A 26,469-nucleotide genomic window follows, 5' to 3' on the forward strand; every position below is an offset into this window, starting at 1 on the left:
AAAGACGATTTGGAGTACATGGATGAAAGTCACGTCAGTCGAAGTTTTCGATATTCATTGCCCGGAAAGACCTCCTTGGAACCCGGTATTTGTGCGTATTCACACTGATGAAGGGATCAGTGGTGTCGGTGAGGCGGGTCTTGCTTACGATTTGGGGCACAGCGCAGCCGCAAACATGATTAAAGAAATGGCCGAAGCATTCTTAATTGGCCATGACCCATTCCAGACCGAAATGCTGTGGTCACGCATGCTGCGAGAGAGTTTCTGGGGATTAGGTGGTGGTCCTGTCGTCTATGCTGCGATGAGTGCGATTGATACGGCGCTTTGGGACATTAAAGGAAAGGCACTTGGCCTTCCTGTATACCAACTTCTGGGTGGCAAGGTAAATGACAAGCTGCGTACCTATGCTTCTCAGCTTCAGTTTGATTGGGACAAAGAGTTCAAAGCGCTGTCGCAACCGGAAGAGTATGCAGAAGCGGCGCTTAAAGCGATTGCAGAAGGTTATGATGCGGTCAAAGTTGACCCAATCATGTACGACAAAGATGGCAACACTTACTACGAGCGCACGAAAATCATTTCCCGCGCAGAAATGAAATTGTACCGCGCGCGTATGAAAGCCATTCGAGAAGCGGTAGGCGACGAAGTGGACATCATTTTTGAATGCCACAGCTTGCCGGGTGCAACAACGGCGATTCAGCTGGGTGAGATCGCTGAAGAGTTCGACTGCATGTATTACGAAGAGCCGGTGAACTACCTCAACCATTCCCTACATAAGAAAGTGGCAGATCGCGTCAATGTGCCAATTGCCGGTGGTGAGCGTTTGTACAACCGTTGGGGTGTGCGACCATATTTGGAAGATCAAAGTGTTGATGTTCTACAGCCGGATATCGGCCTGTGTGGCGGCTTTACGGAAACAAAGAAGGTCTGTGATTACGCAGATATCTTCGATGTTCGCATTCAGGCGCACGTTTGTGGTGGCCCTGTGGCGACTGCGGCTTCATTGCATCTGGAAACGGCCATTCCTAACTTCCTGATCCATGAACACCACACTTATGCGATTAAATCCTGGAACCGCGAACTGTGTATTCAGGATCCTCAGCCGGTGAATGGTTTCTTTGAGGTGTCGGAGGAGCCGGGTATCGGCATTGAGTTGAACGATGAAGTGGTCATGCGCTCACCACGTATTGAGATTAAGTAATCGCTCGATGGGATACTGACGAAACAACCCGCCTTTGAGCGGGTTGTTTTTTCTCTGTCGTTCAGATAACGGTCAACAGAAACGATAAAACGTGGAGGCGTTTTGGTATATGACCTTCTGGAGAGCTTCCCTTGGAAAGTCGAGTGAGAGATAGTCTTGCCAAAGCTCTTTGTAAGACGTTCTAAAAAGTGTCAGAGGGAAATTGCTCGCCAGCATGACTCGGTCATGTCCAAATGCGGCAATTAAAGTTTCGATGGTTTGTGCAATGGCATTAACCGGAAAGTGTCTGTCCGTCATTTCCCAACCTGAGGCCTTCACCCAAAGGTTATTCAAACCAGAAAGCTTCTCAATATTCTTCTTCCAGCCCGAAGAGTTTGCTGGCGGTGGAAAACCAGCGTGGTTAAGCACAACATTGAGAGAAGGCAAGTGACCAATGACATCGAGAAATGCTGCAACCGCTCTGTCGTCGTTGGCATCAAATTGTGCTTCGAAGATCACGCCTTCCTTTTCAAGATGTGCGAGATTCCGTTTTACCTGCTGATTGCTTAGCAAGGTTACCGCGTCGTCATCCAGAATATGTCGAACCCCCACCACAGAGCTCAGCGTTTTTAAGCGTGCCACCTGCTCACTGAAGGCTTCGGAAGAGAGAGTCAGGTTAGCGCAGGCAATACTTCTGAATGGCAATTGGCAGATGCTTTCGAGCCATTCGATTTCTCGCCAGGGGGCTTCGTTATCGAACCCTGCTTCAACGTGCACAAAGCCCGCGAGTTCTGCGGGTGCAGAAACCTGCAAGTCTGCTTCAGAAAAGTCCCTTTGTATAACGGCTTTATCCTGCCAGAAGGGGGGATTGCCAGTTTGTAGCCAACCGTATTTACCTTTCTGGCGATCGAATAAATGCAGGTGAGGATCGATAAACTTCATGGTTACTGTGCCGTGTAGCCGCCATCAACAGCATGAAGGCTGCCCGTGATAAAACTCGCTTTTTCGCTGGCTAGGAAAACGACCATGTTAGCCACTTCTTCAGGTTGAGCGATGCGTCCCAGTGGTTGCAAATTACCTTCTTCTTTATGGACGACTTCTTTATCTGCACCTGAACGCTCGCAGTAGGCATCAATCGCTTTATGATACAGCGGGGTCTCTGTGGTGCCTGCACATACGGCGTTGGCGCGGATGTTGAACTGGGCATAATCGAGCGCAGTGGTTTTTGCCATCGACGCAATCGCGTGCTTACTCAGGTTATAAGCAAAGGAATTGCCTTTAGCGATGGTGCATTGGTCTGAACCAAGCAGCACGATGCTGCCATATTTCGCCGCTTTCATGGTTGGTAGGCAAGCGCGAATCGCGTAGTAAGCGCCTTTGACATTGATGCTCATGACACGATCGAAATCTTCTTCACTGGTGTTTTCAATGTTTGAGCTGAAATGGACACCGGCGTTACACACCAGAGCATCAATCTGACCTTCGCTTGAAATGACCTGATTAACAGCGGAATTGACAGCGGCTGAGTCCGTCACATTGCAATCCACCCAGTTTCCGCGAGGGCCTTGCTGAATATCCAGCGAGTAAACGGTGTATCCCTCGGCAATAAATCCATCGACGACCGCGAGACCGATCCCTGCTGAGCCACCGGTTACTACCGCTACTTTTTTCATCATTTTCCTCAGATATTCATGTTGGTGGGCTGTGCCGACCTCTTTAGTATGGAAGAGATCTTCGGTGTGGAAACCAAGTGTGTCAACAACTCCGAGCCTTGTCAGTATCTTGTCAGTTGACTTAGGGGACTGAGCGCGCAAAATGAGTGGTTTGATGATTGAGTCACGGAAGCAAGATGGGCAAGACTTTTATACTGCAATCGCCATTTAAACCGGCAGGTGACCAGCCTACTGCCATCAACCAATTGTTGGATGGGCTGGATTCTGGCTTGGCACATCAAACGCTGTTGGGTGTGACGGGGTCGGGTAAGACCTACACCATGGCCAATGTGATTGCCGAAGCTGGACGCCCAACCATGATATTGGCGCCTAACAAAACCCTGGCAGCGCAGTTGTATGGTGAGATGAGAGAGTTCTTTCCGGAAAATGCGGTGGAGTATTTCGTTTCTTATTACGACTACTACCAACCAGAAGCGTATGTTCCCGCTTCCGATACCTTTATTGAAAAAGATGCGTCTATCAACGAACACGTTGAGCAGATGCGTCTTTCCGCAACCAAAGCGCTGATGGAACGCCGCGATGTGGTGATTGTCGCTTCCGTCTCTGCGATTTACGGTCTGGGTGATCCGGACTCTTATCTAAAGATGATGTTGCACTTGCGTCGTGGCGACATGATTGAGCAGCGCTCAATCCTACGCCGGCTTGCAGAGCTTCAATACACCCGGAATGATCAGGCTTTTAGTCGCGGTACTTTCCGTGTGCGTGGTGAAGTGATTGATATCTTCCCTGCAGAATCTGATCGCGATGCTATCCGTATTGAGCTATTTGACGACGAAGTGGAATGCATCAGCGTCTTTGACCCGCTGACAGGATCGATTTCTGAACGTAATCTGCCTCGAGCGACGATTTATCCGAAAACCCACTATGTGACTCCGCGTGAGAAAATTCTGGACGCCATTGAGCACATCAAAGTTGAACTGGCTGACCGGAAAAAAGTCTTGCTGGAAAACAATAAGCTGATTGAAGAGCAACGTATTTCCCAGCGAACCTTGTTTGACCTCGAGATGATGCAAGAGCTGGGTTATTGCTCGGGTATCGAGAACTACTCGCGCTATTTGAGCGGCCGAACCGAAGGGGAGCCGCCACCAACTCTGTTTGACTACCTACCTGCCGATGGTCTTTTGATCATCGATGAATCGCACGTTACCGTGCCGCAGATAGGCGCGATGTACAAAGGCGACCGCTCGCGTAAAGAAACGCTGGTGGAGTATGGCTTCCGATTACCTTCCGCGCTGGATAACCGTCCGCTCAAGTTTGACGAGTTTGAAGCTCTGGCACCGCAAACCGTCTATGTGTCTGCAACGCCGGGTAAATACGAGCTGGAAAAATCTGATGGAGAAATCGCTGATCAGGTTGTGCGACCAACTGGTCTTCTTGACCCAGAAATAGAAGTGCGTCCAGTAGCGACTCAAGTGGACGATCTGCTGTCAGAAATTCGCCTTCGTACGCAAAAAGATGAGCGCGTATTGGTAACGACGCTGACTAAGCGCATGGCAGAAGACCTCACTGAGTATTTGGAAGAGCATGACGTGCGAGTTCGTTACCTGCATTCAGACATCGATACAGTAGAGAGGGTAGAAATCATCCGGGATTTACGACTGGGTGAATTTGATGTTCTGGTGGGTATCAACTTACTGCGAGAAGGCCTCGATATGCCAGAAGTCTCTCTGGTGGCGATTCTGGATGCTGATAAAGAGGGCTTCCTGCGCTCAGACCGTTCGCTTATTCAGACTATCGGACGTGCTGCGCGTAACCTTGCTGGTAAGGCAATTCTATACGGTGACACTATTACTGGCTCCATGCAGCGAGCAATAGAAGAAACAGAGCGTCGTCGGGCGAAACAACAGGCTCACAATGAAGAACATGGTATTGTTCCCCAGAAGCTCAACAAAAAAATCGCGGATGTCATGGAGCTGGGCGGCAAACGTCGGCCGCAGAAGCCAAAAGTGTCGTCTTCACTTAAGGCAGTGGCAGAAGAAGACGCTGCTTATGTGGCAAAATCACCACAGCAAATTGAAGCTCAGATCCAGAAATTGGAAGCGCAAATGTATGAAGCTGCGCAAAACCTGGAGTTTGAAACGGCTGCTGGTCTACGTGATGAAATTGCTGATTTGCGGGCGTTATTTATACAGAACAGCTAAAAAAAAAGCCAACCGCAAAAAGGTCGGTTGGCTATCTTGTTTCAGTGAACGAAGTGCTCACAAACAACGTCAGTTGGCTAGGTGACCCAGAAGGGTCACTTTAATTAATGCAGTAAGTGTGCCAACATTTTTAACGCACGACATAGCAATTCCAATGAATTAGAACTACCTTATTTGCAATTTCTTTTGCAAATTGCAATGCAAAACGCACCGATTCTCCTTTGTTGACGAAAATCGGCGTTATAATTGGTACTGACTTTCTAAGAAAAAGATAGATTTATTGAGGGATCGATGGCGGGGGTTCAATGCTAGATTCTGGCGCCAAAAAACGCATCTTAATGGTGGAAGACACCGCTTCTGTGGCCGCACTGTACAAGTCTTATCTCAATCCACTGGATGTCGAGGTTGAGATAGCAAGTACGGGACAGGAGGCGATTCACCATTTTTCTTCAGGCAATTTCGCGTTGGTCCTTTTGGACCTTCGACTGCCTGACATTTCCGGTTTCGACGTGCTTTCTGAAATTCGCGAACTTCACCCGGATATTCCCGTTGTGATTATGACTGCGCATGGCTCAATTGATGCAGCCGTGGAAGCAATGCGCTATGGCGCAAGCGACTTCCTGATTAAGCCTTGCGAAGCTGATTTGTTACGGGTAACCGTCAATAACGCACTGAAACCAAAGAGTAAAATTGGTGGTCAGTCTCCTGAAGGAGCGTATTACGGCTTCATCGGGCACAGTGTGCCAATGCAGGCTGTTTACCGTGTCATTGACTCCGCCGCGCCCAGTAAGGCGACAGTGTTCATTACTGGCGAAAGTGGCACGGGTAAAGAAGTGTGTGCAGAAGCCGTTCATGCCGCAAGCTCACGCGCCAAAAAACCGTTTGTCGCGATTAACTGTGCTGCTATCCCGAAAGATCTCATTGAGAGTGAACTGTTTGGCCACATGAAAGGCGCCTTTACCGGCGCAGCGTCCGAACGAGAAGGCGCAGCAGAAATGGCTGATGGGGGGACACTATTTCTAGATGAAATCTGTGAAATGGATCTAGACCTCCAGTCTAAACTCCTGCGATTTATTCAGACCGGCACATTCCAGAAAGTGGGATCTTCCAAAGTAAAACAAGTTGATGTGCGATTTGTCTGCGCGACGAACCGTGATCCTTGGGAAGAGGTGATGAAAGGCAACTTCCGCGAAGATCTTTATTATCGCCTGCATGTCATTCCTTTGGCGCTTCCGCCTCTACGCGAGCGTGGTGAGGATGTCGTCGAGATTGCTCAGTCCCTACTGCTTATGTTTGCCATGGAGGAAGGAAAAGATTTTCGGACCTTTAATGCAGAAGTCACTGGCCGCTTGTTAAGCTACGAATGGCCAGGGAATGTGAGGCAATTGCAGAACGTGATCCGCAACATTGTTGTGCTACACAATGCGCGAGAAGTCACAGAACAAATGTTGCCTCCGCCATTAAATTCAGTTTCTGGTGTCAAAATTGCATCTACCCCTGTTAGAGCAACTACGCAAACAGCAATTGCTCCTTCACGCGACGACAATTTTTCCGTCGCGTCAGCGTTGTTGAATCAAGGGGCGGTGACGAAAGCCGACATTGAACCCCTGTGGTTGGTAGAAAAGCGAGCGATACAAATTGCAATTGATGCATGTGATGGAAACATCCCGCAGGCAGCAGGCCTGCTGGAAGTTAGCCCATCAACTATTTATCGCAAGCTGCAAAGTTGGCAAGAATCACAAGAAAAAAGGAACTAAGTTATGGCGTCGACAGTGAATCATGAGACGTTGCGGCGGCTGGCGGTTGAAGTAGGTGAAGATACCGTGTCTTCCCTGCTCGTGGTATTTAGTGACGAACTAAGCCGATATTCTGATCAACTTTCAGAAGCACCGAGCGCAATGCAAGTACGAGAGATTAGCCATGCAATTAAAAGCAGCGCGGCCAGCTTCGGCGCAGACGAACTGGCTGAGCTGGCGCGTGAATGTGAATCTCGTGTAAAACAAGGTCAGGAATCATGGGTTCAAGACCAACTGCCTCGTTTGACGACGATGTTGCAGGGCACCGCAGTGCAATACAAAGCGTTAGCAGGTCAGCAGGATCTGCTCGATCGCTTGGGATAATTTGTCCCTATCATGACGCCACTGGTGGTTGGCAGATGCTAAATCTGTCACCACCTGCTGGTAATCATCGCCGAGTTCTTCGTCAATATCCGGCCCCAATACCACGTCAATCCCACGTCCACCCATTGAGCGTTCGCACCAATTCAACATCGTTTTCAGCGACATTTGCCCGGCAGGACCATGCTCTTTGCCAAGATTTCGTATGAATATGACTTTTGCGTCCGTCTGCTTGAGTGCCCGGTTGATTTCAGGCAATAACAATGGCGGCATTACGCTGGTCAAAAAGCTTCCGGGGCCTAGTACTACCAAATTAGCTTCGTGAATGGCCATAACCGCTTCTTTAGTCGCAGGTACTACAGGCTCTAGCATTAGACGCGCAGGAGGCTCGGGTAATTCATCCACGTCGGTTTCGCCAGCAATGACTTCACCGGTAGTCGTCTGGGCAGCAAGGTCGGCAGGGTGTTCAGACATCGGCACGATATGGGTTGATACTTTGAGCATATCCCGGATGAGATTGATTGCTTCCAACGGGCGAATGGATAAGTTATCCAACGCCGTGAGCATCAAATTGCCAAGATTATGGCCATCGAGTTCACCGTTGCCTTTGAAACGATATTCGAAAATCATCGAGCCGATTGAAGGCTCAGTGATCAACTGATTAATACAGTTTCTTGTGTCGCCCCAGGCAATGCCTCCCTGACAAGCTCGAATACGGCCAGTTGAGCCGCCGTTGTCAGTGGTTGTCACGACACCTGTGACAAGATCGCCGTGCTCACGCAAAGCTGACAGGACACGTCCCAAACCATGTCCGCCTCCAATGGCTACGATTTTTTGTTTTGGTTCTTTCATCGCGCTTCGTTTTTTTAATCGGTTTCTATTGCCAATCATAAGGCATGTGTCATAAAAGAATGCGGTTTCTCGCAAATTCTCACTTTATTTTAGGTTTTCGATCACGCAGCGGACAAAAAAAGACCAGCTTACGCTGGTCTTTGTTGGATAGGTTTGAGGCGAAATCAGTGAGGCTCTTTCATCAGGCTAAGCAAATACTCGGCAGTGTCACTGCAGGTATGTGCTGCCATCAGAACTTGTTTCTCACTCGCCGGAATTGGCAGAAGCTCCAACCAGCGCTGACAAAGCCAGCTCAAGTCATCGAAGTTTGGCTTTTTGTGCAACGAGCTCAGTTCTGGATACCTCTCGAACATGATAAGAAGCCTTTCGGCTAAAGGCTGAGCATCGTTACTCACTGCACGTTCTGGCCAAGCAGGAAGTGTCTGGCATACTGCTTCAACAACACCGGCATCATTTTCTTTGATGCTGTCGATCACAAAGCTTTCGTGGCCACACACTGTGATAGTTAAAGCGCCACTTTCCGGCGCCAAGCTGAAGTCTTCAATTTTAACTCTTGTTCCAATCCCAGCACCGATAGGGCTGGTTTCATCCATACAAACGCCAAGGTCTAAACCGTTACGCATGGCATACTTCACGGTGTTTAACTGCTCTCCAGGGGTTACGCGCAATGGCAAACGTCCTGAAGGAAGGATGTGACGATTGTTGAATAGGATTGGCAAAGTAATTGTCATCATTAGCTCCCGGTTTTGCTGACGGCTTAGCACTTCTTCCCTGAGCCGCCTTTTTTTATATGTATTTAATATCGGAACTACTTAGATACCCGTGTCGTACAATCGACCGTGCAAATTCAATGCCCAGACACTACATGACTGATTTTGCAGACATTTCATTTTTGAGGTTGCAAAATGCAATTTGAATTTGCGATTTGAAACCTCTCAAAATGCAATGTGAGACCACGTTTTGCCAGTTTTGAGTATGGATCGGAAACGACGGATTGGTTGGAAATTTCCCTTTCCATGCCCAATTTGAACTTCCACACATCGGTTGTGAGAAAATTGTGCTGAAGGTTTCGTCTCAGATCTGTTTGTGTTTTGAGACAGTGAGTAAAAAGTTAAGGCATTGGCAAATCTGCACGAAAGTGAGGGACATTTCTTGTTAGCAAAAGATAAATTTTGCTAGATTATGCTTAAAGCTCCGGTCTCATTGTCACAAGTGACAATACCGGACGCAGGTAACTCCGAAGCCTATCTCGCTAAGTTCGCCAGAATATGCGTGTTAGGCCGTGACCCTGAGTCACCAGGGCGGTCTTAGAAATGTGGCCGTCTCCCGTATTTGGAAAGGTGTTTCGTGGCTGTTCAATTTGAAGATTCTTTCAATCGCAAGTTTTATTACTTGAGGTTGTCTATTACTGATGTCTGTAACTTCCGTTGCACGTATTGCTTGCCGGATGGTTACAAGCCTACGCAAAAAAACTCAAGCTTCCTGACGTTGGATGAGCTTCATCGCGTGGTGGCTGCGTTTGCTGACTGTGGCACGTCTAAAGTCCGTATCACTGGTGGCGAGCCGACACTTCGAAAAGATTTCACTGACATTGTCGCTATGATTGCTGCGCAAGAAGGTATTGAGAAGGTCGCGATGACCACTAATGGTTACCGCCTCGAGAAACATGCCCAGCAATGGCATGATGCTGGCCTCACCAATATTAACGTGAGTGTTGATAGCCTTGACCCACGAATGTTTCACCAGATCACTGGCGAGAACAAATTTCACCAGGTGATGCGTGGTATTGACGCTGCTTTCGACGCAGGGTTTGAACAGGTCAAAGTTAACGCTGTTTTGTTGAAAGATCTGAACAGTGGCGAGTTGCCCGCTTTCCTTAACTGGATTAAAGACAAACCTATCCAACTGCGCTTTATTGAGCTGATGCAAACGGGTGAGATGAACTCTCTGTTTGAAAATCACCATTTGTCAGGTGTGTCTATCCGAAATCATTTGATCGCCAACGGTTGGATCATGAAGGTACGAAGCCAAAGTGATGGACCAGCAGAGGTGTTCTGTCACCCTGATTATGCGGGGGAAATCGGGCTTATCATGCCATACAAAAAAGATTTCTGTGATTCCTGTAATCGTCTGCGCGTTTCTGCTGTGGGTAAGCTCCATATGTGCCTTTTCGGTGACTATGGCGTTGAGCTTCGCGATTTACTTCAGGATGACTCACAGGAAGAATCGCTAATCGCACGCATTCAAGGTGCGCTGGCAAATAAAAAGCAAAGTCATTTTCTAGACCAGGGGCACACCGGTATGACGCCGCACCTGGCTTCTATCGGCGGATAACGCCGTTCCAGACATCACTCATTGAGGTTCAAATTTTATGGGTCACGCTGTTACTGAATTTTCGCCTGCAAAAATTGCAGTCCTGACTGTTTCTGACACTCGCACTGAAGAAAACGATACTTCAGGCAAGTTCCTGGTTGATGCGTTGCAAGAAGCGGGTCACCAACTGGCGGATAAGAAAATCGTTATTGACGATGTATACCAACTCCGCGCGATTGTTTCGCAGTGGATTGCTGATGAAAACGTGCAGGCAGTTTTGATCACCGGTGGTACTGGGTTTACCTCCCGTGACAGCACGCCAGAAGCCCTGAAACCGCTTTTTGACAAAGAAGTAGAAGGTTTTGGTGAGCTATTCCGCGCGATTTCTTATCAAGAAATTGGCACCTCAACTATCCAGTCTCGTGCGATTGCAGGTTTCGCTAACCACACGGTTATCTTTGCAATGCCTGGTTCAACAGGTGCTTGCCGTACCGGTTGGAATGGCATCATCAAACAGCAGCTGGATGCTAGCCACCGCCCATGTAACTTTATGCCGCATTTGGGTAAATAATTCATGAGCGGCTTTACACATATTAACGCCTCAGGCGAGGCAAACATGGTGGATGTTTCCAGTAAAGCGGAGACGGTCCGTGAAGCACGCGCGGAAGCGTTTGTTACCATGGCCGCTGAAACGCTGGAGTTGATTGTTTCAGGCAAACACCACAAGGGAGATGTCTTTGCGACAGCGCGCATTGCGGGTATTCAAGCGGCAAAGCGTACTTGGGATCTGATTCCACTATGCCATCCATTGATGCTATCGAAGGTTGAAGTTTCACTTGAAGCATTGCCAGAAACATCACAGGTACGTATCGAGTCGGTTTGCAAACTGTCAGGCAAGACAGGTGTAGAGATGGAAGCGTTGACGGCTGCTTCAGTGGCCGCACTGACAATCTATGACATGTGTAAGGCTGTCCAGAAAGACATGGTTATCAGTCAGGTTCGTCTGCTGGAAAAAACAGGCGGCAAATCAGGACACTTTAAGGTGGAAGGATGATTCAGGTACTCTTTTTTGCGCAAGTTAAAGAGCTTGTCGGTACGGCATCACTGACATTGGAAGGTGAATTTCAGTCAGCGGAAGAAATCCGCACGCATCTTGCCGCAAAAGGCGACAAATGGGCTCTTGCTCTAGAACAGGGTAAGCTTCTGGTAGCAATCAACCAGACCATTTCTGAGTTGTCATCGCCAGTGAAAGCAGGTGATGAGGTTGCCTTTTTCCCTCCGGTGACCGGAGGCTGATAAATGATCTCGGTACAAGAACAGGATTTCTCCGTCGCAGAAGAATACCAGCGACTGAATGATCATGCTGGCGATGGTGCTATCGTGACCTTTATCGGCAAAGTTCGCGACATGAATCTTGGCGACAATGTCACGGGTCTGACTTTAGAGCATTACCCAGGCATGACGGAAAAGTCTCTGGCTGAGATTGTAGAGCAAGCGCAGTCAAGATGGCCGCTGACACATGTTCGCGTTATCCATCGTGTAGGTGCATTAGATATCGGCGACCAAATTGTTTTTGTGGGGGTCTCAAGTGCGCACCGTGGCGCTGCGTTTGAAGCTTGTGAGTTTGTGATGGACTACCTGAAAACCAAAGCGCCATTCTGGAAGAAAGAGCGTCTTACAGACCAAGAACGTTGGATTGAAGCGCGTGACAGTGATGAGGACGCAGCAAAGCGTTGGTAGTTATTATACCAATCGTAGTAAATATCTGCTCATCCTAGCTTGTTAAAATGCTCGATAACTGCGTTGAAAAATTTGATTGTCGAATAACTACTTATCGAAATTTTCCGCCTTGCTCTCGAGCATTTTCCCTGCCGCTATTTCTGATCATCTATCTACTGTGATTGGTATTACTTTCAGGTTTCACCGAAACAAAGAAAGGGATGCAAATGCATCCCTTTTTCGTTCTAGTTGGTGGAGGTTTAGATTACTGGCAGCTTGCTGCGCCCAGTTCTTTCCAAACTCCCCATTGGCCAGTTGTGCCAGGTTCTTCGTTTGAGGTCCACCACTTGGCTGAGTACTCAACGCCTTTGTGAGTCACAACGTCACCTGAATTATAAACAACACCTTCCGCCCAAGCGTTAGGACAAGTTACTACAGGCTCATCTTTCGCGACGACAACCGATACGGTTGCAGAGTCGGTCAGCTTGCCATCTGATACTGTCACTGAGAACGTCAGTGTTGTATCCACTGAGTAGCTACCTGCAGTGAAAGTCAGTGAAGCGCCGTTTTGTGTTGCAGTTACACCCGCTGGAACATCCCAGGTATAGGTGAGTGCATCATTGTTTGCGTCGCTTGAACCGCTGGCATCGACCAGAACAACATCACCTGCATTAGCAGTAGCTGGTGCCGCCAGCGCGGCTACAGGTGCTTCGTTGACTGGGTCAATAACTTTTGCTTTCGCAGTGACCACAACAGTATCGGTCGCAGTTGCGCCTTTATTGTCGGTCACAGTCAGTGAGAACACGAACTGGGTATCTGCAGTGACTGCTGGAATATCAGCAGATGCGGTTGCGGTGCTTGCGCCAGTCAGTGCAACTGAAGGGCCTGAAGTTTGTTTCCAGCTGTACGAAACAACTTGTCCGTCAGTATCTTTCGACGCTGAACCATCAAGTGCTACAGCACCCGCTGCGTTAACGGTAACATCAGCTCCAGCATTGGCCACAGGTGCTTTGTTAACAGGGTCAACTGGACCACCTGCAAGTGACTCTTGCATCGCGTTCAAGATATCACCGTTGTCTGCATCGATTTCCCAAGCAAACAGACCGGCAAAGTTGTTTTGGCGAACGTAGGCACCTTTAGCCATCACAGAGCGCTTGTTGTCGTAAGTGACAAGGTCACCGTTTGATGGATCCCAAGCCCATGGTGCTTCAGCTTGTTCATCATAGCCAAGCACAACACCTGCTTTGTTCTCGTAATCTGTCACGATATCTTTGTAGTCGATAACGCCTGCTTCCCAAGAACCCGCAATTTTGCCGTTACCTACACCCGTCATTGGGTTAGTTGGATCTGACATGCTTGCTTCTGTTACACCGGTCCAGCCACGGCCGTACATCGCTGCACCAATAACCAGTTTCTCAGGTGGAACGCCTTTTTCAAGCAGTAGGTTTACACCGTTTTTCGTTGTGTATGCAGGGCCTTTACGTGGTTTACCTTCTGCGTCAACACCTTTACCTGCACACTCGTCAGCAGACATATGGCTGCCACAGTCCAGTGCCGCTTGGTGACCCACAACGTTGTTCCAACCACCGTAGTAGTCGTAAGTCATGGCGAAGATGTAATCCATATAAGGAACAGCATCTACATAGTTAACATTGGCAATCTTGTCGTAGCCAACACCAACCGCTGAGGTCAGTTCGTACGTGCGGCCAGTTTCAGCAGAAAGCTCATCCAGCATTGCACGTAGTTCTTGCATCAGTACAGCGTAAGTGTCGCCATCCTTCGCAGGATCGCCTAGGTTCGGGTTAGCACCCAGACCGCCTGGATATTCCCAGTCGATATCTACACCGTCATAGAACTTCCAGGTTTGCAGGAACTTCTTCACAGAAGCGACAAACTTGTCACGTTTAGCCTTATCGCCAAACTCGTAGAATGGGTCAGACAGTGTCCAGCCACCGATTGAAGGAAGGATTTTTAGGTCAGGGTAACGCTGCTTAAGCGCCATGATCTGGCCGTAAGTACCTTTATAAGAGGAAGAGTGGCTTTGGCCTGATTGTGGGTGAGGCATTTGAACCGCCGCCCAAGGATCGTGAATAACGACTTCGTAATCTGGCAAGCCAGCACATGCGCGGTTCAGTGCTGCGAGAGGACCATCAGCAAGAGATGGGTTATTGCCACAAATTGGCACGAAACCATAAATAATGTGAGTCAGATTTTGCGCTGGAATTTTGTCTACTGGGAATTTACGACCGTAAACGCCCCATTCAACAAAGTATGCGCCCATGACAGTGTTCGCTGGTGTGGTGTAGTTACCATTGTTAGGGTCAACGTTCATTGGCAGCGGGTCAAGATGACTGCCATCTGTGTCTGCAACAACAATCTGTTTTGGTGCACTTTGAGTACAAGCTTGCGCAGCACCTGTACCGCTACACAGTTCTACGACCATGTCATATTTGCCGCCTTTAGCGACCTGCACGATGGCAGACTCTTTCTGGCTGGCAGATGGAGTGACTGACGCTTCATGAGCCACTTGGCCGTTAAGGAGTACTCGCCAAGTATCACCTGGTTCACCGGACCAACGATCCCATGAAACCGGTACTTCTGCGTAAGGTTTTACAGTCACCAAGTCTTTGTATGCGCTAGCAGCATCGTTGACTTCGATAATCGCAAAGTTTGTTTCACCCCAAGCAATAATGGGTGCGCCAGGTGCCGCCATGGCTGGCGCAGCGGTAGCGCTGGCGATAGAGGCTGCGAGTAGCCCCTTTAGAAAAGCCCGTTTGTTCATCTTAATATCCCTCGAAAATTTATTGCGAGAATTATCTATTCATCGCGTGAATATGAGCCAATCTGCGCTGACTCTGTCCTGATACTTGGTAAGAAACGGATTTAAAGCAAAATCAGAGGGTAAGGAATTAGAGGTGTAGAAGAGAAAAAAGTAACGAGCTCGTTACATTGCGGGTGGTTTTTGAACAGGTCATCACAAAAATTGCACACTTTATCGTCTTGGCGAATTAAGTTTGCAGGAAAAAAATAACCTCTCGGTAGAGAGGTTATTCATTTACATAATGAACTGTGTATCAACGGGTGCCTTTTGCTTTTTCTTCGTTTGCCTGCTTTTTGGCAGAAGGAATAAAGCCATGTCGGACGCGAGAGCACAGAGGTCTGGATTGGGAACCGGCAGGTCTCATTTTCGTGATCGTCTCTTTGTTTAATTGTTGATTAATTCTGGTTGTTGCACCTCAGTGCCGATAAAACAAACTTTCATTACATCGGTACAGAGACATAGTGCGCAATATTTAAGACTTTCACAATTTAATCTGTGTCACATCTCTAATTAGAACGAATAAATTCTAACCAGCAATTTTTTTATTACCGTACGTTATTAAAACATCATAATTTGTAGTGTTTTTAGGCGCCTACGTGCTCGCTATCTCATTGTTTCAAATGTGGGGCGGGGGAGTGGATAGGCTTTGCTACACTTTTATTGCTGGTAAGTAATACAAAGCGTGTTGGTAAATCAGCGAATGTGCACCGCAGTTGAGTGTGCCATGGTGGAATGAATCAATCAGGAGGATCACAATGGGACATAGACGTATTAGCAATAAAAAGATGAAGCAGATGTTGCAAGAGGTTCTGCCAGATGACATGAGTGAGAGCAGTACTGGAACCCTTGTTGAGGGCAAAGAGCAGAAAAGTGCGGACCAGGATCCTCTTCAAACGCAAGATCAGCAAAAGTAAAAACCGCTCACTTCCATTCATAGGCCAGTTGATTCCAACTGGCTTTTTTATTGCCTTCGCGAATGTGCGACATATTTGGTCGCAACAAACGACCAATATTTATCCACTGACCACTTAAGTTATGCGGCAAAAATAGTTTTACAAATTGTAAAATCAATGGCTTGGTGATTATTTTCAGTGCTTTACAAAGCTTGGTGTCATCTTTTGTTGGTTTGGAGAGTGTAAATTCTATTCATGAATAGTGAATGAATACGCTTTTGATTGTTTTTTAAACGGCTGATATTAACGATTTTTGTTGTAAAAGATACCGATAACACCAGACTTTAATGCTTAAAAAATATGCTTTTAAGGCGATATCTACAATATTTCACTTTGATTGCATCTGAAGGTGAAGCATATGTTCAATGCTGTGCAATGAAATAGTGATAGATGCTGATAATGCTCGTTATGTTAGATATATGTGACTTTTTTTGTCGTTTTTGTGGCAAATTGCTTTGATGCTTGGTAATGTTCCAAACAATTCTCCGTAAAGCACCTATATTTTGTGGCGGTAAGCAGCTTAATTCGCTTCCCGTTTTATGGTCGCGGAGAGTGTCATGGATGCAACTGAAGGATAAATTGGAGTATCTGCATGTATAAGAACAAAATCACTCAGGCGCTGTTGCTTGGCGCTGGTATGGCAGTAGCAGCCACCTCTTTCACTGCGACTGCAGCTGATGTACCTGCCGGTGTGAAACTGTCACCTAAGCAAGAGCTCGTTCGTGGTAACGGTACTGAAGTGGCGTCTCTTGACCCACATAAAGTAGAAGGTGTGCCTGAGTCTCATGTATTGCGTGACCTGATGGAAGGTCTGGTCATTCAGGATGCCGTTGGTAACACAATTCCAGGTGTTGCTGAGTCATGGAGCACTGAAGACAACAAGACGTTCACTTTCAAAATCCGTAAAGATGCGAAGTGGTCTAACGGCGACCCAATTACAGCGCATGATTTCGAATACAGCTTTAAGCGTGTCGTTGATCCAAACACCGCGTCTCCTTACGCTTGGTACATCGAAAAAACCCAGATGAAAGGCGCGAAAGACATTATCGCCGGGAAAAAATCGATTGAAGAGCTGGGTGTTAAAGCGATTGATGATCAAACCCTGGTTGTAGAAACTGACGTTCCTTTGCCTTACTTCGTTAAGATGATGGCTCACACCACCATGTACCCAGTTCACAAGGGCACGGTTGAGAAACACGGTGATTCTTGGACTAAGCCTGGTAACTTCGTTGGTAACGGTGCATTTGTTCTGTCTGATTGGGTGGTGAACGAGAAGATCGTTCTTGAGCGCAACGAAAACTACTGGGATAACAAAGACACAGTTCTTGATCAGGTAACTTTCCTGCCAATCGAAAACCAGAATGCGGAAATGAACCGCTTCCTGTCTGGCGAAATCGATATCACATATGAAGTGCCTAACGAGCAGTTCCGTCGCCTGGCTAAGCAATACCCAGACAATGTTGTCGTTTCTCCAAGCCTGTGTACTTACTACTACGGCTTCAATACCCAGAAACCACCTTTTGATGATGTACGTGTTCGTAAGGCACTGTCTTACACCATCGACCGTGACATCATCACTAAAGCGATTCTTGGCCAAGGCCAGAAACCTGCTTACGCTTTGACTCACAGCGGTATCACTGGTTTTGCTCCAGAAGCACCTGAGTACGCGAAGATGACGCAGAAAGAGCGTATCGCTGAGGCTCAGAAGCTGCTGGCAGATGCAGGCTTCGGTTCTGGTAACCCGCTGGATTTCACACTGCTTTATAACACCAGTGAAAACCACAAGAAGATTGCTGTAGCGATTCAGTCTATGTGGAAAAAATCTCTGGGTAACTTCGTTAACGTAACACTTGAGAACCAAGAGTGGAAAACGTACCTGGATAGCAGCAAGCAAGGCAACTTTGATGTTCGTCGTGCAGGCTGGTGTGCGGATTACAACGAAGCGTCTACCTTCCTGGTTATCGCGATGACCGAGAACGGCTCAAACGACCAGAAATATTCAAGTGAAGTGTTTGATAAAGCGATGAGCGATGCTATCCGCGTAGCGAAAGATCAAGCTGAGCGTAATGGATACTACGCGATTGCTGAAGCGCAGCTGGCTCAAGATATGCCAATAGCACCTATCTACCAATACGTGCAACCTCGCTTGGTTGGCACGCAGGTAGGTGGCTACCCAGACCAGAACCCGCAAGACAATATCTACTCGAAAGATATGTTCATCATCGCAGAATAATAATAGCGCCACTCCATGCGTCTGTGGCCAAGCTACAGACGCATGTTTTTTCGAACATAAGTAGGATGCTTTATGTTTAGATTGATTTTGACTCGTACACTGGAAGCGATACCAACACTCTTGGTATTGATTACGATTTCCTTCTTTTTAATGCGTTTCGCGCCCGGAAATCCCTTTTCTTCGGAAAAAACATTGCCGCAAGAGGTAATGCAAAATATCAATGCCAAATACGGACTGGATAAGCCGTTGTTTGAGCAATACACCACCTATCTTGGCAACGTGGTACTGCGTGGTGACTTTGGTCCTTCTTTTAAATACAAAGACTATACCGTCAACGAACTGATCGCCTCTGCTCTGCCTGTTTCTGCAAAAGTAGGTTTTTATGCATTTATCGTGACCGTCATCATCGGGGTCACTGTCGGCACCATCGCCGCCTTGCGGCAAAACAGTTGGGTGGACTACCTCATCATGTCCACGTCGATGTTTGGGGTTGTGTTGCCGTCTTTCGTTCTTGCCCCAGTATTGATTTATATCTTTTCCATCGGTCTGGGATGGCTCCCTGCAGGTGGTTGGAATGGCGGTGCAATCCAGTACATGATTCTGCCGATTGTTGCTATGTCGTTCCTGTATATCGCAACGTTTGCCCGTATTACTCGTGGCAGCATGATTGAAACCTTGAACAGTAACTTTATCCGAACCGCGAAAGCGAAAGGCCTGAGCATGAGATACATCGTTATCAAGCATGCTCTGCGTCCAGCGCTCCTGCCGGTGGTCTCTTACATGGGACCTGCGTTTGTGGGCATCATCACTGGCTCGGTGGTTATCGAAACCATCTTTGGTTTGCCAGGGATCGGAAAACTGTTCGTTAACGCAGCGTTCAACCGTGATTACTCGCTGGTTTTGGGTGTCACCATCCTGATTGGTGCGCTGTTTATTATCTTCAACGCTATCGTCGATATTCTTCTGGCGTGGCTGGATCCGAAGATTCGTTATTGAGGTTTGAATCATGATTTTAAAAAGAGAAGAAAATAACGAAGCTATCGAAAATTTCTCGGCGAAGCTGGAAGTAGAAGGCCGGAGTCTTTGGCAAGATGCGCGTATCCGATTCATGCGCAATAAAGCAGCAATGACCAGTCTGTTCATCCTTATGTGTATCACGGCGTGGGTCCTGATTGGCCCAATGTTTGCGACATATACTTTCGACGATACCGATTGGTATGCGATGCACGCAGCACCGTCTTTCGGCGAAGAAGGCCATGTTTTTGGTACTGATGCGCTGGGTCGTGACATCTATGTCCGTACGCTGGTTGGTGGCCAAATCTCACTGATGGTTGGCCTGATGGGGGCCTTGGTAGCTGTTGTGATCGGCACTATCTATGGTGCTACTTCAGGCTACATTGGTGGTCGTACTGACCGCGTGATGATGCGTATTCTGGAAATTCTGAATGCGATTCCGTTCATGTTCTTGGTTATCGTATTGGTGACCTTCTTTGGCCGTAACATCTTCCTGATTTTCGTGGCTATCGGTGCCATTGCCTGGCTGGATATGGCGCGCATCGTACGTGGCCAGACTCTCAGTTTACGTAACAAAGAATTTATTGAAGCGGCACACGTATGTGGTGTCAGCACCAAGAATATTATCCTCCGTCATATCGTACCGAACGTGCTGGGTATCGTAGCGGTTTACTCAACCCTGCTTATCCCAACCATGATTCTGATCGAGTCATTCCTGAGCTTCTTGGGCCTGGGTGTTCAAGAGCCAATGACGAGCTGGGGCGCGCTGCTACAGGAAGGTTCCCAAACCATGGAACTGGCAATCTGGCAGTTGGCTTTCCCAACGCTGTTTATGGTCACCACACTGCTTTGCTTTAACTATGTGGGTGATGGTCTGCGTGACGCGCTGGATCCGAAGGATCGATAAGGAGGAAGTATGAGCCTGTTAGATGTAAAAGATCTGCGCGTAGAGTTTAAAACCCAGGATGGGTCTGTCACCGCAGTTAACGACCTGAACTTCTCACTCGACCGTGGCGAAACGCTGGGTATCGTCGGTGAGTCGGGTTCAGGTAAAAGTCAGACCGTGTTCTCTATCATGGGTCTGCTGGCGAAAAACGGCGTTGTTTCCGGCAGCGCAAAATTTGAAGGCAACGAGATCCTAAACCTTCCAGAGAAGGAACTGAATAAAATCCGCGCGGAACAAATCGCGATGATTTTCCAGGATCCAATGACCTCATTGAACCCGTTTATGAAAGTCAGCGATCAGCTGATGGAAGTACTCATGCTGCACAAAGGCATGGGAAAAGCGGAAGCATTCGAAGAGTCTGTTCGCATGCTGGAAGCGGTGAAAATTCCTGAAGCGCGTAAGCGTATCACCATGTACCCGCATGAATTCTCAGGCGGTATGCGTCAGCGTGTGATGATTGCGATGGCGCTGCTTTGCCGACCAAAACTGCTGATTGCTGATGAACCAACTACAGCCCTTGATGTGACCGTACAGGCGCAGATCATGGAGCTGTTGAACGAGCTGAAATCAGAATTCAATACTGCAATCATCATGATCACCCACGATCTGGGCGTAGTCGCCGGCTCTTGTGACAAAGTGCTGGTCATGTACGCGGGCCGTACCATGGAATACGGTAAGGTCGATGAGATTTTTTACAAACCAAGCCACCCATACACAGAAGGACTATTAAAGGCGATTCCACGTCTGGATACGGAAGGTGAAATTCTACCGACCATCCCGGGCAACCCGCCAAACCTTCTGAAACTGCCACCGGGCTGTCCGTATCAGGACCGCTGCCATCGCGTTGGTGACCGCTGTAAGAGCGAATCGCCTATCCTGACGCCTTTTGCTGATGGACGTCTGCGCGCATGTTTTTCTGATCAGGAGGCTTGGTAATGGGTGTAATGGATAAGAAACTGCTACTGGATATTGAAGACCTGAAAGTGCACTTCAATATTGCGTCCAAGTCAGTATGGCCTTGGGCAAAGCCAACGGCTCTGAAAGCCGTTGATGGCGTAGACATCAAGCTATATGAGGGTGAAACCTTAGGTGTCGTGGGCGAATCAGGCTGTGGTAAGTCCACATTTGCCCGTGCTGTGATTGGCTTGGTGCAGGCAACCGAAGGTCAGGTTGTCTGGCTGGGTCAGGATCTGACTAAGTTGGAAGGGAACGCTTTGCGTGAGAAGCGCAAAGAAATCCAGATGATTTTCCAGGATCCTCTGGCATCCTTGAACCCACGTATGACGGTGGGTGACATCATCGCTGAGCCGCTGAAAACCTTCTATCCAGAACTGTCTAAGGATGAAGTGAAACAGCAGGTGCAGGCAATGATGACCCGTGTTGGCTTACTGCCGAACGTGATTAACCGCTACCCGCACGAGTTCTCGGGCGGTCAGTGTCAGCGTATCGGTATTGCACGCGCGCTTATCCTGAAACCCAAACTGGTGATCTGTGACGAGCCGGTTTCTGCACTGGACGTGTCGATTCAGGCGCAGGTAGTGAATTTGCTGAAAGAGCTGCAAAAAGAAATGGGCCTGAGCCTGATCTTTATTGCGCACGACCTTTCGGTAGTGAAGCACATCTCTGATCGCGTTCTGGTGATGTATCTGGGTAACGCTGTGGAACTCGCTGAAGGTAATGCGCTGTTCGACAACCCGCAGCACCCATATACTAAAGCCTTGATGTCTGCGGTTCCCGTGCCGGATCCTGTGAAAGAGCGGAACAAAGAAATTCAGTTGTTGGAAGGTGAGCTGCCTTCGCCGATGAACCCGCCTTCGGGTTGTGTATTCCGTACCCGTTGTCCTCAAGCGACAGATGCGTGCGCACAGACTAAGCCAAGGCTGGCAGGAACTGACCACCATTCCGTGTCCTGTCTGCAGGTTCATCTTTAACAGATACTCAATACGAAAAAGCCTTCCAAACGGAAGGCTTTTTTATTTCGAAATTTCAGTGCATTACGCTTGCGGGTACCACAAGCCCTGATTGCAGAAATCAAGCAATAGTGCCAAAAGGGCAGGGTTGTTAGCAATTGCACCCAAATCTTCGCCCGAGAAGTATTCCATATCACAGAAGACCTTCGCCGCAGCTTCACAACCTTCTGGCAGTTCAATAGTTTCTCCGTTGATGAAAACCAGTGAAGGGTTGTTTTCGTGGTACAGCGCTTTAAGACCAGACACTTTTTCCAGATATAAACCGTCTTCCATAAACTGTTGAAGCTCATCAGATTGCCATGGTGGATCCGCTGGCATGATGTCTAGCTCATGGCGAGACTGGCTTAGTTGCTCACCCATCCATCGCGCTTTAGCGTCTTCATCGTTGATCAGCTTCATCAGCATGTCGTTCAGCGCATTGTATTCTGCTGTTGGGATCATGCCGTGCTCATCACGGGTTTGAATATTTGGATCGTAGAAGTGCTTGTCACCCAATTCGTTGGTCAGCACGAAATCTGCAAAGCCGTTAAGAAGCTCTTGCTTCTTCGGTGAGCGATAACCTACTGAATAGCTGAGTGACACTTCAATAGTATTGCCTTCATGCGGGAAGCCCGGCGGAATATACAGGATGTCACCTGGCTCAAGGATCTCGTCGATAATGGGGTCGAAGCCTTCAATCTGACGGAGGCCAGTATTGTGATTGGCATCTTTGTATTCGCCTTTATCACCGACACGCCAGCGACGCTTACCCATGCCCTGACAGATAAACACGTCATATTGGTCAATGTGCGGACCCACGCCGCCTTCCGGCATAGACAGACAAACCATCACATCATCGAACAGCCAGTTCGGTAGACCACGGAAAGGTTCGGATAACGCGCGCGGTCCCGGGTGCCAATGGTTGGCAGCCTGAACAATCAGCTGGGAGTGCGTGTCTGGGAAGCTTTCAAAGCTCTCAAATGGCCCATGTTGAACTTCCCAGTTACCATCCAGGTTGGACACAAAACGGGAATCGATTTCTTCTTCCATCGCCAGACCCGCCACTTCATCCGGGCTGATAGGGTCTTCAAAATCGATGAAGCCGTTTTTAATCACAACAGGCTCTTTGTGCCAGAAGCGAGTAAGGAAATCGTTCAGATCAAAATTTAACTGATACATAGTGGGATTGCTGTTTCTTGGGATTGGGGGAGAGTATATACCCAAACAACCTGAATACGAGCATCTTCAGGTTTGTTTGGGTATAAACGAGGTGCATTAAAAAAGCCCGAACACTGGCGTATTCGGGCTTTCAGACTGAATTGCTAAATTACAGCGCGTCAGTCAGCTTGATTGCATCACCGATGTAGTTCGCTGGCGTCATCTCTTTCAGACGCGCTTTTTCATGCTCTGGCAGATCCAGACCGTCGATGAATGCACGCATGCCTTCACCGTCTACACGTTTACCACGAGTCAGTTCTTTCAGCTTCTCGTAAGGTTTCTCAATGCCGTAGCGACGCATCACGGTTTGTACCGGTTCAGCCAGTACTTCCCAGTTCTTGTCCAGCTCAGCTTCAAGTGCTTCACGGTTCACTTCCAGCTTGCTGATACCTTTCAGGGTAGAGGTGTAAGCGATGATCGCATAGCCTACGCCTACGCCCAGGTTACGCAGTACGGTTGAATCCGTCAGGTCACGCTGCCAGCGAGAGATTGGCAGTTTCTGTGCCAAATGGCCGAATACTGCATTCGCCAGACCCAGATTGCCTTCTGAGTTTTCGAAGTCGATTGGGTTCACTTTGTGCGGCATGGTTGAAGAGCCGATTTCACCTGCAATGGTCTTCTGCTTGAAATGACCCAGTGCGATGTAACCCCATACGTCGCGGTCGAAGTCGATCAGAATGGTGTTGAAGCGAGCAATCGCATCGAACAGCTCAGCGATGTAATCGTGCGGTTCGATTTGCGTGGTGTACGGGTTCCAGGTAACACCCAGAGATTCAGTGATGAACTCTTCGCTGAACTGGTGCCAGTCAACTTCTGGGTATGCAGACAGGTGCGCGTTGTAGTTACCTACTGCACCGTTGATTTTACCCAAGATCTCTACGTTTTCGATTTGCTTGTATTGACGTTCCATACGGTACGCCACGTTCGCCATTTCTTTACCCATAGTAGATGGGGATGCTGGCTGGCCGTGGGTACGTGATAAAAGAGGAACATCGCGGTATTCAACAGCCAGTGCTTTAATCGCGTCAATCACGTTGCGGATTTCTGGCAGGATCACTTGCTCACGTGCTTCTTTCAGCATCAGAGCGTGAGAAGTGTTGTTGATGTCTTCTGAGGTACATGCAAAGTGAATGAACTCGTTAACCGCATTCAACTCTGCATTGTCTGCAACTTTTTCTTTCAGGAAATACTCAACCGCTTTTACGTCGTGGTTGGTGGTACGCTCAATCTCTTTGATGCGCTGTGCATCTTCTTCGCTGAATTCTGCAGCGATTTTGTCGAGTAGTGCGTTTGCGTCTGCGCTGAATGCCGGTACTTCCTTGATGGCATCTGTTGCAGCCAGCTTCTGCAGCCAACGGACTTCTACGATAGTACGGTACTTCAGCAGACCAAATTCACTGAAGATAGAACGTAACGCAATCGTTTTCGTCCCGTAGCGGCCATCAACCGGTGAAACAGCTGTCAATGCTGACAGTTCCATGGGCTTTCTCCTGAATTAAATATTACGAATTTCTGGCTAGGATGATTTTGGCTTGCTCGATCATTTGCTTGCGGCCAAAGATAAGATGGCGACGTTTGCCACCTACCTGACGCCAAAGCACAGCGCCACGGATACCTGAAAGCAACAGGGCGCGTACTTTGTGTTGTACGCCAGTTTGTTGCAGTTGGGCAGGGTTACCGGTTACCTGAATACGTGGGCCTAGAGGGCTGATGGTGTCGAGGTAAATACTGGCAAGGTTGCTGATCATTTGATCATCGAGCAGTTCAAAGTGTTGGACCTGACGCTGGACAGTTTCGATACGATCCGAAAGTTGCGCAAGGCTGTCACGGCGACCGGACAGCTTGCGTTCCAACGCGAGGATATTGATCAGATAACGGGTAAGCTCACTGCCACCCGGACTGTTATCTAATTCATTAATCAGTGTGTTCAAACCAATGGTGAGGTTTTCTTCATTGCCGAAAACCTCCAAAGTTGAAGACGGATTCGTGAGGATAATACTGTTCAAGCTGGCACTTAGAGCGTCGTAATCACAACTTCCCTTGCGTGCAATTTCCTGAACCAGTTTGACGGATTGACAGATACCTGCGAACGCGATGGTACGATCAAACAAAGTATTAGCCACAGATGAGTGCTCCTTAAATACGCTGTTCGATGATGCCGCCACCCAGGCAAACATCACCGCTATAGAATACCGCTGATTGACCAGGAGTCACCGCTGATTGCGGTTCATCAAAAATCACTTTGATCTGGTCACCATCAATGGGTTCGATGGTACATGATATGTCTTGTTGGCGGTATCGCGTTTTTACGGTGCACTTCAATGGTTCGGTAATCGTTTCACGATCTACCCAGTGTAATTGACCTGCCACCAAGCCTTTTGAGAATAGGCGAGGGTGGTCGTGACCCTGAGCAACAATAAGTACGTTGCGTTCAACGTCTTTATCAACCACATACCAAGGTGCTTCATTGCCGTTGCCACCTTTTTGGCCACCGATGTGAAGACCTTTGCGCTGACCCAAAGTGTGGTACATCAGACCTTGGTGTTCACCAATTTCGTCGCCATCAACGGTTTCAATGATGCCTGGCTGCGCTGGCAGGTACTTCGACAGAAAGTCAGTGAACTTGCGCTCACCGATAAAGCAGATGCCCGTCGAATCTTTCTTTTTCGCCGTAATCAAATCCTGCTCTTCAGCAATGCGTCGAACTTCTGGCTTTTCCAAATCGCCAACTGGGAACAGGCTGCGTGCAACCTGATCGTGGCTAAGTGTGTATAGGAAATAGCTTTGGTCTTTGTTGCTATCCAGACCACGAAGCATTTGTGCTTTTTCACCTTCCTGAGTCGGGAAAGTGCGGCGCACGTAGTGGCCCATCGCAATGTAGTCAGCTTCCAGCACTTCATCGGCAAACTCTAGGAAAGCTTTGAATTTAATTTCTTTGTTGCACAGGATATCTGGGTTCGGTGTACGACCTGCTTTATATTCGGTCAGGAAGTGCTCGAACACGTTGTCCCAGTACTCTGCGGCGAAGTTGATGGTGTGCAGGGTAATCCCCAGCTTGTCACACACGGCCTGCGCATCGGCCAGATCTTCCGCTGCCGAACAGTACTCGTCGTTATCGTCTTCTTCCCAGTTTTTCATGAAAAGGCCTTCTACCTGATAGCCTTGTTGCTTCAGTAGGTAGGCGGACACTGAGGAGTCGACGCCGCCGGACATACCGACAATAACTTTTTTGCTGCTGTTATCTGACATGACGAAATTTCTAGCTCCAATAAAATCGGGGGCA

General features: G+C 48.3%; 24 protein-coding genes and 1 riboswitch. Of the genes, 15 read left to right on the forward strand and 9 right to left on the reverse strand.

Annotation, left to right across the window (positions count from 1 at the left end; translation table 11 throughout):
- The first annotated feature begins 22 nt into the window (after positions 1–22).
- Complete coding sequence (locus tag GCE9029_RS02135; protein WP_002541964.1) at positions 23–1,198, forward strand: mandelate racemase/muconate lactonizing enzyme family protein; 1,176 nt, start codon at positions 23–25, stop codon at positions 1,196–1,198.
- 72 nt (positions 1,199–1,270) lie between these two features.
- Here GCE9029_RS02135 and GCE9029_RS02140 read toward each other — a convergent pair whose 3' ends face one another.
- Both GCE9029_RS02140 and GCE9029_RS02145 read right to left on the reverse strand, forming a co-directional pair.
- The gene (locus GCE9029_RS02140; protein WP_062660825.1) at positions 1,271–2,119 is read right to left on the reverse strand and encodes an amidohydrolase family protein; all 849 of its coding nucleotides are present in this window, start codon (positions 2,117–2,119) and stop codon (positions 1,271–1,273) included.
- Between the two features lie 2 nt (positions 2,120–2,121).
- Entirely contained in the window at positions 2,122–2,850 is a 729-nt protein-coding gene (locus tag GCE9029_RS02145; RefSeq protein WP_062660826.1) for an SDR family NAD(P)-dependent oxidoreductase, read from the reverse strand.
- 176 nt (positions 2,851–3,026) lie between these two features.
- Between GCE9029_RS02145 and uvrB the strand changes: the two genes are divergently transcribed.
- The 3 genes from uvrB (at position 3,027) to GCE9029_RS02160 (ending at position 7,171) form a co-directional block, all read left to right on the forward strand.
- Positions 3,027–5,051: an excinuclease ABC subunit UvrB gene (gene uvrB, locus GCE9029_RS02150; RefSeq protein WP_062660827.1), complete on the forward strand. Its 2,025-nt coding sequence runs from the start codon at positions 3,027–3,029 to the stop codon at positions 5,049–5,051.
- A gap of 305 nt (positions 5,052–5,356) precedes the next feature.
- A complete protein-coding gene (gene luxO / locus GCE9029_RS02155; protein WP_062660828.1) occupies positions 5,357–6,808 on the forward strand; it encodes a quorum-sensing sigma-54 dependent transcriptional regulator LuxO in 1,452 nt (483 codons plus the stop codon).
- A gap of 3 nt (positions 6,809–6,811) precedes the next feature.
- The gene (locus GCE9029_RS02160) at positions 6,812–7,171 is read left to right on the forward strand and encodes an Hpt domain-containing protein (RefSeq protein ID WP_062660829.1); all 360 of its coding nucleotides are present in this window, start codon (positions 6,812–6,814) and stop codon (positions 7,169–7,171) included.
- Here GCE9029_RS02160 and yvcK read toward each other — a convergent pair.
- Both yvcK and GCE9029_RS02170 read right to left on the reverse strand, forming a co-directional pair.
- Positions 7,133–8,020 carry a uridine diphosphate-N-acetylglucosamine-binding protein YvcK gene (gene yvcK / locus GCE9029_RS02165; RefSeq protein WP_062660830.1) on the reverse strand — a complete coding sequence of 296 codons (888 nt, stop codon included), beginning with the start codon at positions 8,018–8,020 and terminating at the stop codon, positions 7,133–7,135. The two genes, GCE9029_RS02160 and yvcK, sit on opposite strands and share 39 nt — an antisense overlap.
- Before the next feature lie 164 nt (positions 8,021–8,184).
- Positions 8,185–8,754, reverse strand: a complete 570-nt coding sequence (locus tag GCE9029_RS02170) for an LON peptidase substrate-binding domain-containing protein (RefSeq protein ID WP_231870019.1) — start codon at positions 8,752–8,754, stop codon at positions 8,185–8,187.
- A 489-nt stretch (positions 8,755–9,243) separates the two neighbouring features.
- Positions 9,244–9,379, forward strand: a riboswitch (molybdenum cofactor riboswitch).
- Here GCE9029_RS02170 and moaA point away from each other — a divergent pair.
- The 5 genes from moaA to moaE all read left to right on the forward strand — a co-directional run bounded on the left by moaA (position 9,368) and on the right by moaE (position 12,073).
- Positions 9,368–10,354: a GTP 3',8-cyclase MoaA gene (moaA, locus tag GCE9029_RS02175; protein ID WP_062663097.1), complete on the forward strand. Its 987-nt coding sequence runs from the start codon at positions 9,368–9,370 to the stop codon at positions 10,352–10,354. Its footprint overlaps the riboswitch before it by 12 nt.
- A gap of 37 nt (positions 10,355–10,391) precedes the next feature.
- Positions 10,392–10,904, forward strand: a complete 513-nt coding sequence (gene moaB, locus GCE9029_RS02180; RefSeq protein WP_062660832.1) for a molybdenum cofactor biosynthesis protein B — start codon at positions 10,392–10,394, stop codon at positions 10,902–10,904.
- A gap of 3 nt (positions 10,905–10,907) precedes the next feature.
- Positions 10,908–11,387, forward strand: coding sequence for a cyclic pyranopterin monophosphate synthase MoaC (gene moaC, locus GCE9029_RS02185; protein ID WP_062660833.1), 480 nt, complete (start codon positions 10,908–10,910; stop codon positions 11,385–11,387).
- Positions 11,384–11,629 carry a molybdopterin synthase sulfur carrier subunit gene (gene moaD / locus GCE9029_RS02190; protein WP_002541946.1) on the forward strand — a complete coding sequence of 82 codons (246 nt, stop codon included), beginning with the start codon at positions 11,384–11,386 and terminating at the stop codon, positions 11,627–11,629. Before moaC ends, moaD begins: the two co-directional genes overlap by 4 nt.
- A 3-nt stretch (positions 11,630–11,632) precedes the next feature.
- Complete coding sequence (gene moaE / locus GCE9029_RS02195) at positions 11,633–12,073, forward strand: molybdopterin synthase catalytic subunit MoaE (RefSeq protein WP_062660834.1); 441 nt, start codon at positions 11,633–11,635, stop codon at positions 12,071–12,073.
- A 244-nt stretch (positions 12,074–12,317) separates the two neighbouring features.
- On the opposite strand, the gene GCE9029_RS02200 is transcribed toward moaE, so the two are convergent.
- Entirely contained in the window at positions 12,318–14,834 is a 2,517-nt protein-coding gene (locus tag GCE9029_RS02200) for a glycosyl hydrolase family 18 protein (RefSeq protein ID WP_062660835.1), read from the reverse strand.
- A 794-nt stretch (positions 14,835–15,628) separates the two neighbouring features.
- On the opposite strand from GCE9029_RS02200, the gene GCE9029_RS26485 reads away from it, so the two are divergent.
- The 6 genes from GCE9029_RS26485 (at position 15,629) to oppF (ending at position 21,950) form a co-directional block, all read left to right on the forward strand.
- Positions 15,629–15,787, forward strand: a complete 159-nt coding sequence (locus tag GCE9029_RS26485) for a hypothetical protein (protein ID WP_197475312.1) — start codon at positions 15,629–15,631, stop codon at positions 15,785–15,787.
- A 631-nt stretch (positions 15,788–16,418) separates the two neighbouring features.
- Positions 16,419–18,059 carry an ABC transporter substrate-binding protein gene (locus GCE9029_RS02205; RefSeq protein ID WP_062660836.1) on the forward strand — a complete coding sequence of 547 codons (1,641 nt, stop codon included), beginning with the start codon at positions 16,419–16,421 and terminating at the stop codon, positions 18,057–18,059.
- Positions 18,060–18,131: 72 nt separating this feature from the next.
- Complete coding sequence (oppB, locus tag GCE9029_RS02210; RefSeq protein WP_002539138.1) at positions 18,132–19,055, forward strand: oligopeptide ABC transporter permease OppB; 924 nt, start codon at positions 18,132–18,134, stop codon at positions 19,053–19,055.
- Between the two features lie 13 nt (positions 19,056–19,068).
- Positions 19,069–19,980, forward strand: coding sequence for an oligopeptide ABC transporter permease OppC (gene oppC, locus GCE9029_RS02215; RefSeq protein WP_152442376.1), 912 nt, complete (start codon positions 19,069–19,071; stop codon positions 19,978–19,980).
- A 9-nt stretch (positions 19,981–19,989) separates the two neighbouring features.
- Positions 19,990–20,955, forward strand: a complete 966-nt coding sequence (locus tag GCE9029_RS02220) for an ABC transporter ATP-binding protein (RefSeq protein WP_002539140.1) — start codon at positions 19,990–19,992, stop codon at positions 20,953–20,955.
- Positions 20,955–21,950: a murein tripeptide/oligopeptide ABC transporter ATP binding protein OppF gene (gene oppF / locus GCE9029_RS02225; protein ID WP_062660837.1), complete on the forward strand. Its 996-nt coding sequence runs from the start codon at positions 20,955–20,957 to the stop codon at positions 21,948–21,950. The genes GCE9029_RS02220 and oppF overlap by 1 nt, the downstream gene beginning before the upstream one ends.
- A 63-nt stretch (positions 21,951–22,013) precedes the next feature.
- Here oppF and GCE9029_RS02230 read toward each other — a convergent pair whose 3' ends face one another.
- The 4 genes from GCE9029_RS02230 to mnmA all read right to left on the reverse strand — a co-directional run bounded on the left by GCE9029_RS02230 (position 22,014) and on the right by mnmA (position 26,435).
- Positions 22,014–23,147, reverse strand: a complete 1,134-nt coding sequence (locus GCE9029_RS02230; protein ID WP_062660838.1) for a ribosomal protein uL16 3-hydroxylase — start codon at positions 23,145–23,147, stop codon at positions 22,014–22,016.
- A gap of 148 nt (positions 23,148–23,295) precedes the next feature.
- Positions 23,296–24,666: an adenylosuccinate lyase gene (purB, locus tag GCE9029_RS02235; protein WP_046305230.1), complete on the reverse strand. Its 1,371-nt coding sequence runs from the start codon at positions 24,664–24,666 to the stop codon at positions 23,296–23,298.
- A gap of 22 nt (positions 24,667–24,688) precedes the next feature.
- On the reverse strand, positions 24,689–25,309 hold the full coding sequence (hflD, locus tag GCE9029_RS02240; protein WP_062660839.1) for a high frequency lysogenization protein HflD: 621 nt from the start codon (positions 25,307–25,309) through the stop codon (positions 24,689–24,691).
- Positions 25,310–25,322: 13 nt separating this feature from the next.
- Positions 25,323–26,435, reverse strand: a complete 1,113-nt coding sequence (gene mnmA / locus GCE9029_RS02245; RefSeq protein WP_046305232.1) for a tRNA 2-thiouridine(34) synthase MnmA — start codon at positions 26,433–26,435, stop codon at positions 25,323–25,325.
- Positions 26,436–26,469 lie beyond the last annotated feature (34 nt).

The organism is Grimontia celer, assembly GCF_900055185.1.
Lineage (GTDB): Bacteria > Pseudomonadota > Gammaproteobacteria > Enterobacterales > Vibrionaceae > Enterovibrio > Enterovibrio celer.

What these genes read in the sequence shown, in the direction of transcription:
- GCE9029_RS02135 (WP_002541964.1), top strand. Translation starts at nt 23, where the DNA reads ATGAAAGTCACGTCAGTCGAAGTTTTCGATATTCATTGCCCGGAAAGA.
- GCE9029_RS02140 (WP_062660825.1), bottom strand. Translation starts at nt 2,119, where the DNA reads ATGAAGTTTATCGATCCTCACCTGCATTTATTCGATCGCCAGAAAGGT.
- GCE9029_RS02145 (WP_062660826.1), bottom strand. Translation starts at nt 2,850, where the DNA reads ATGAAAAAAGTAGCGGTAGTAACCGGTGGCTCAGCAGGGATCGGTCTC.
- uvrB (WP_062660827.1), top strand. Translation starts at nt 3,027, where the DNA reads ATGGGCAAGACTTTTATACTGCAATCGCCATTTAAACCGGCAGGTGAC.
- luxO (WP_062660828.1), top strand. Translation starts at nt 5,357, where the DNA reads ATGCTAGATTCTGGCGCCAAAAAACGCATCTTAATGGTGGAAGACACC.
- GCE9029_RS02160 (WP_062660829.1), top strand. Translation starts at nt 6,812, where the DNA reads ATGGCGTCGACAGTGAATCATGAGACGTTGCGGCGGCTGGCGGTTGAA.
- yvcK (WP_062660830.1), bottom strand. Translation starts at nt 8,020, where the DNA reads ATGAAAGAACCAAAACAAAAAATCGTAGCCATTGGAGGCGGACATGGT.
- GCE9029_RS02170 (WP_231870019.1), bottom strand. Translation starts at nt 8,754, where the DNA reads ATGATGACAATTACTTTGCCAATCCTATTCAACAATCGTCACATCCTT.
- moaB (WP_062660832.1), top strand. Translation starts at nt 10,392, where the DNA reads ATGGGTCACGCTGTTACTGAATTTTCGCCTGCAAAAATTGCAGTCCTG.
- moaC (WP_062660833.1), top strand. Translation starts at nt 10,908, where the DNA reads ATGAGCGGCTTTACACATATTAACGCCTCAGGCGAGGCAAACATGGTG.
- moaD (WP_002541946.1), top strand. Translation starts at nt 11,384, where the DNA reads ATGATTCAGGTACTCTTTTTTGCGCAAGTTAAAGAGCTTGTCGGTACG.
- moaE (WP_062660834.1), top strand. Translation starts at nt 11,633, where the DNA reads ATGATCTCGGTACAAGAACAGGATTTCTCCGTCGCAGAAGAATACCAG.
- GCE9029_RS02200 (WP_062660835.1), bottom strand. Translation starts at nt 14,834, where the DNA reads ATGAACAAACGGGCTTTTCTAAAGGGGCTACTCGCAGCCTCTATCGCC.
- GCE9029_RS26485 (WP_197475312.1), top strand. Translation starts at nt 15,629, where the DNA reads ATGGGACATAGACGTATTAGCAATAAAAAGATGAAGCAGATGTTGCAA.
- GCE9029_RS02205 (WP_062660836.1), top strand. Translation starts at nt 16,419, where the DNA reads ATGTATAAGAACAAAATCACTCAGGCGCTGTTGCTTGGCGCTGGTATG.
- oppB (WP_002539138.1), top strand. Translation starts at nt 18,132, where the DNA reads ATGTTTAGATTGATTTTGACTCGTACACTGGAAGCGATACCAACACTC.
- GCE9029_RS02220 (WP_002539140.1), top strand. Translation starts at nt 19,990, where the DNA reads ATGAGCCTGTTAGATGTAAAAGATCTGCGCGTAGAGTTTAAAACCCAG.
- oppF (WP_062660837.1), top strand. Translation starts at nt 20,955, where the DNA reads ATGGGTGTAATGGATAAGAAACTGCTACTGGATATTGAAGACCTGAAA.
- GCE9029_RS02230 (WP_062660838.1), bottom strand. Translation starts at nt 23,147, where the DNA reads ATGTATCAGTTAAATTTTGATCTGAACGATTTCCTTACTCGCTTCTGG.
- purB (WP_046305230.1), bottom strand. Translation starts at nt 24,666, where the DNA reads ATGGAACTGTCAGCATTGACAGCTGTTTCACCGGTTGATGGCCGCTAC.
- mnmA (WP_046305232.1), bottom strand. Translation starts at nt 26,435, where the DNA reads ATGTCAGATAACAGCAGCAAAAAAGTTATTGTCGGTATGTCCGGCGGC.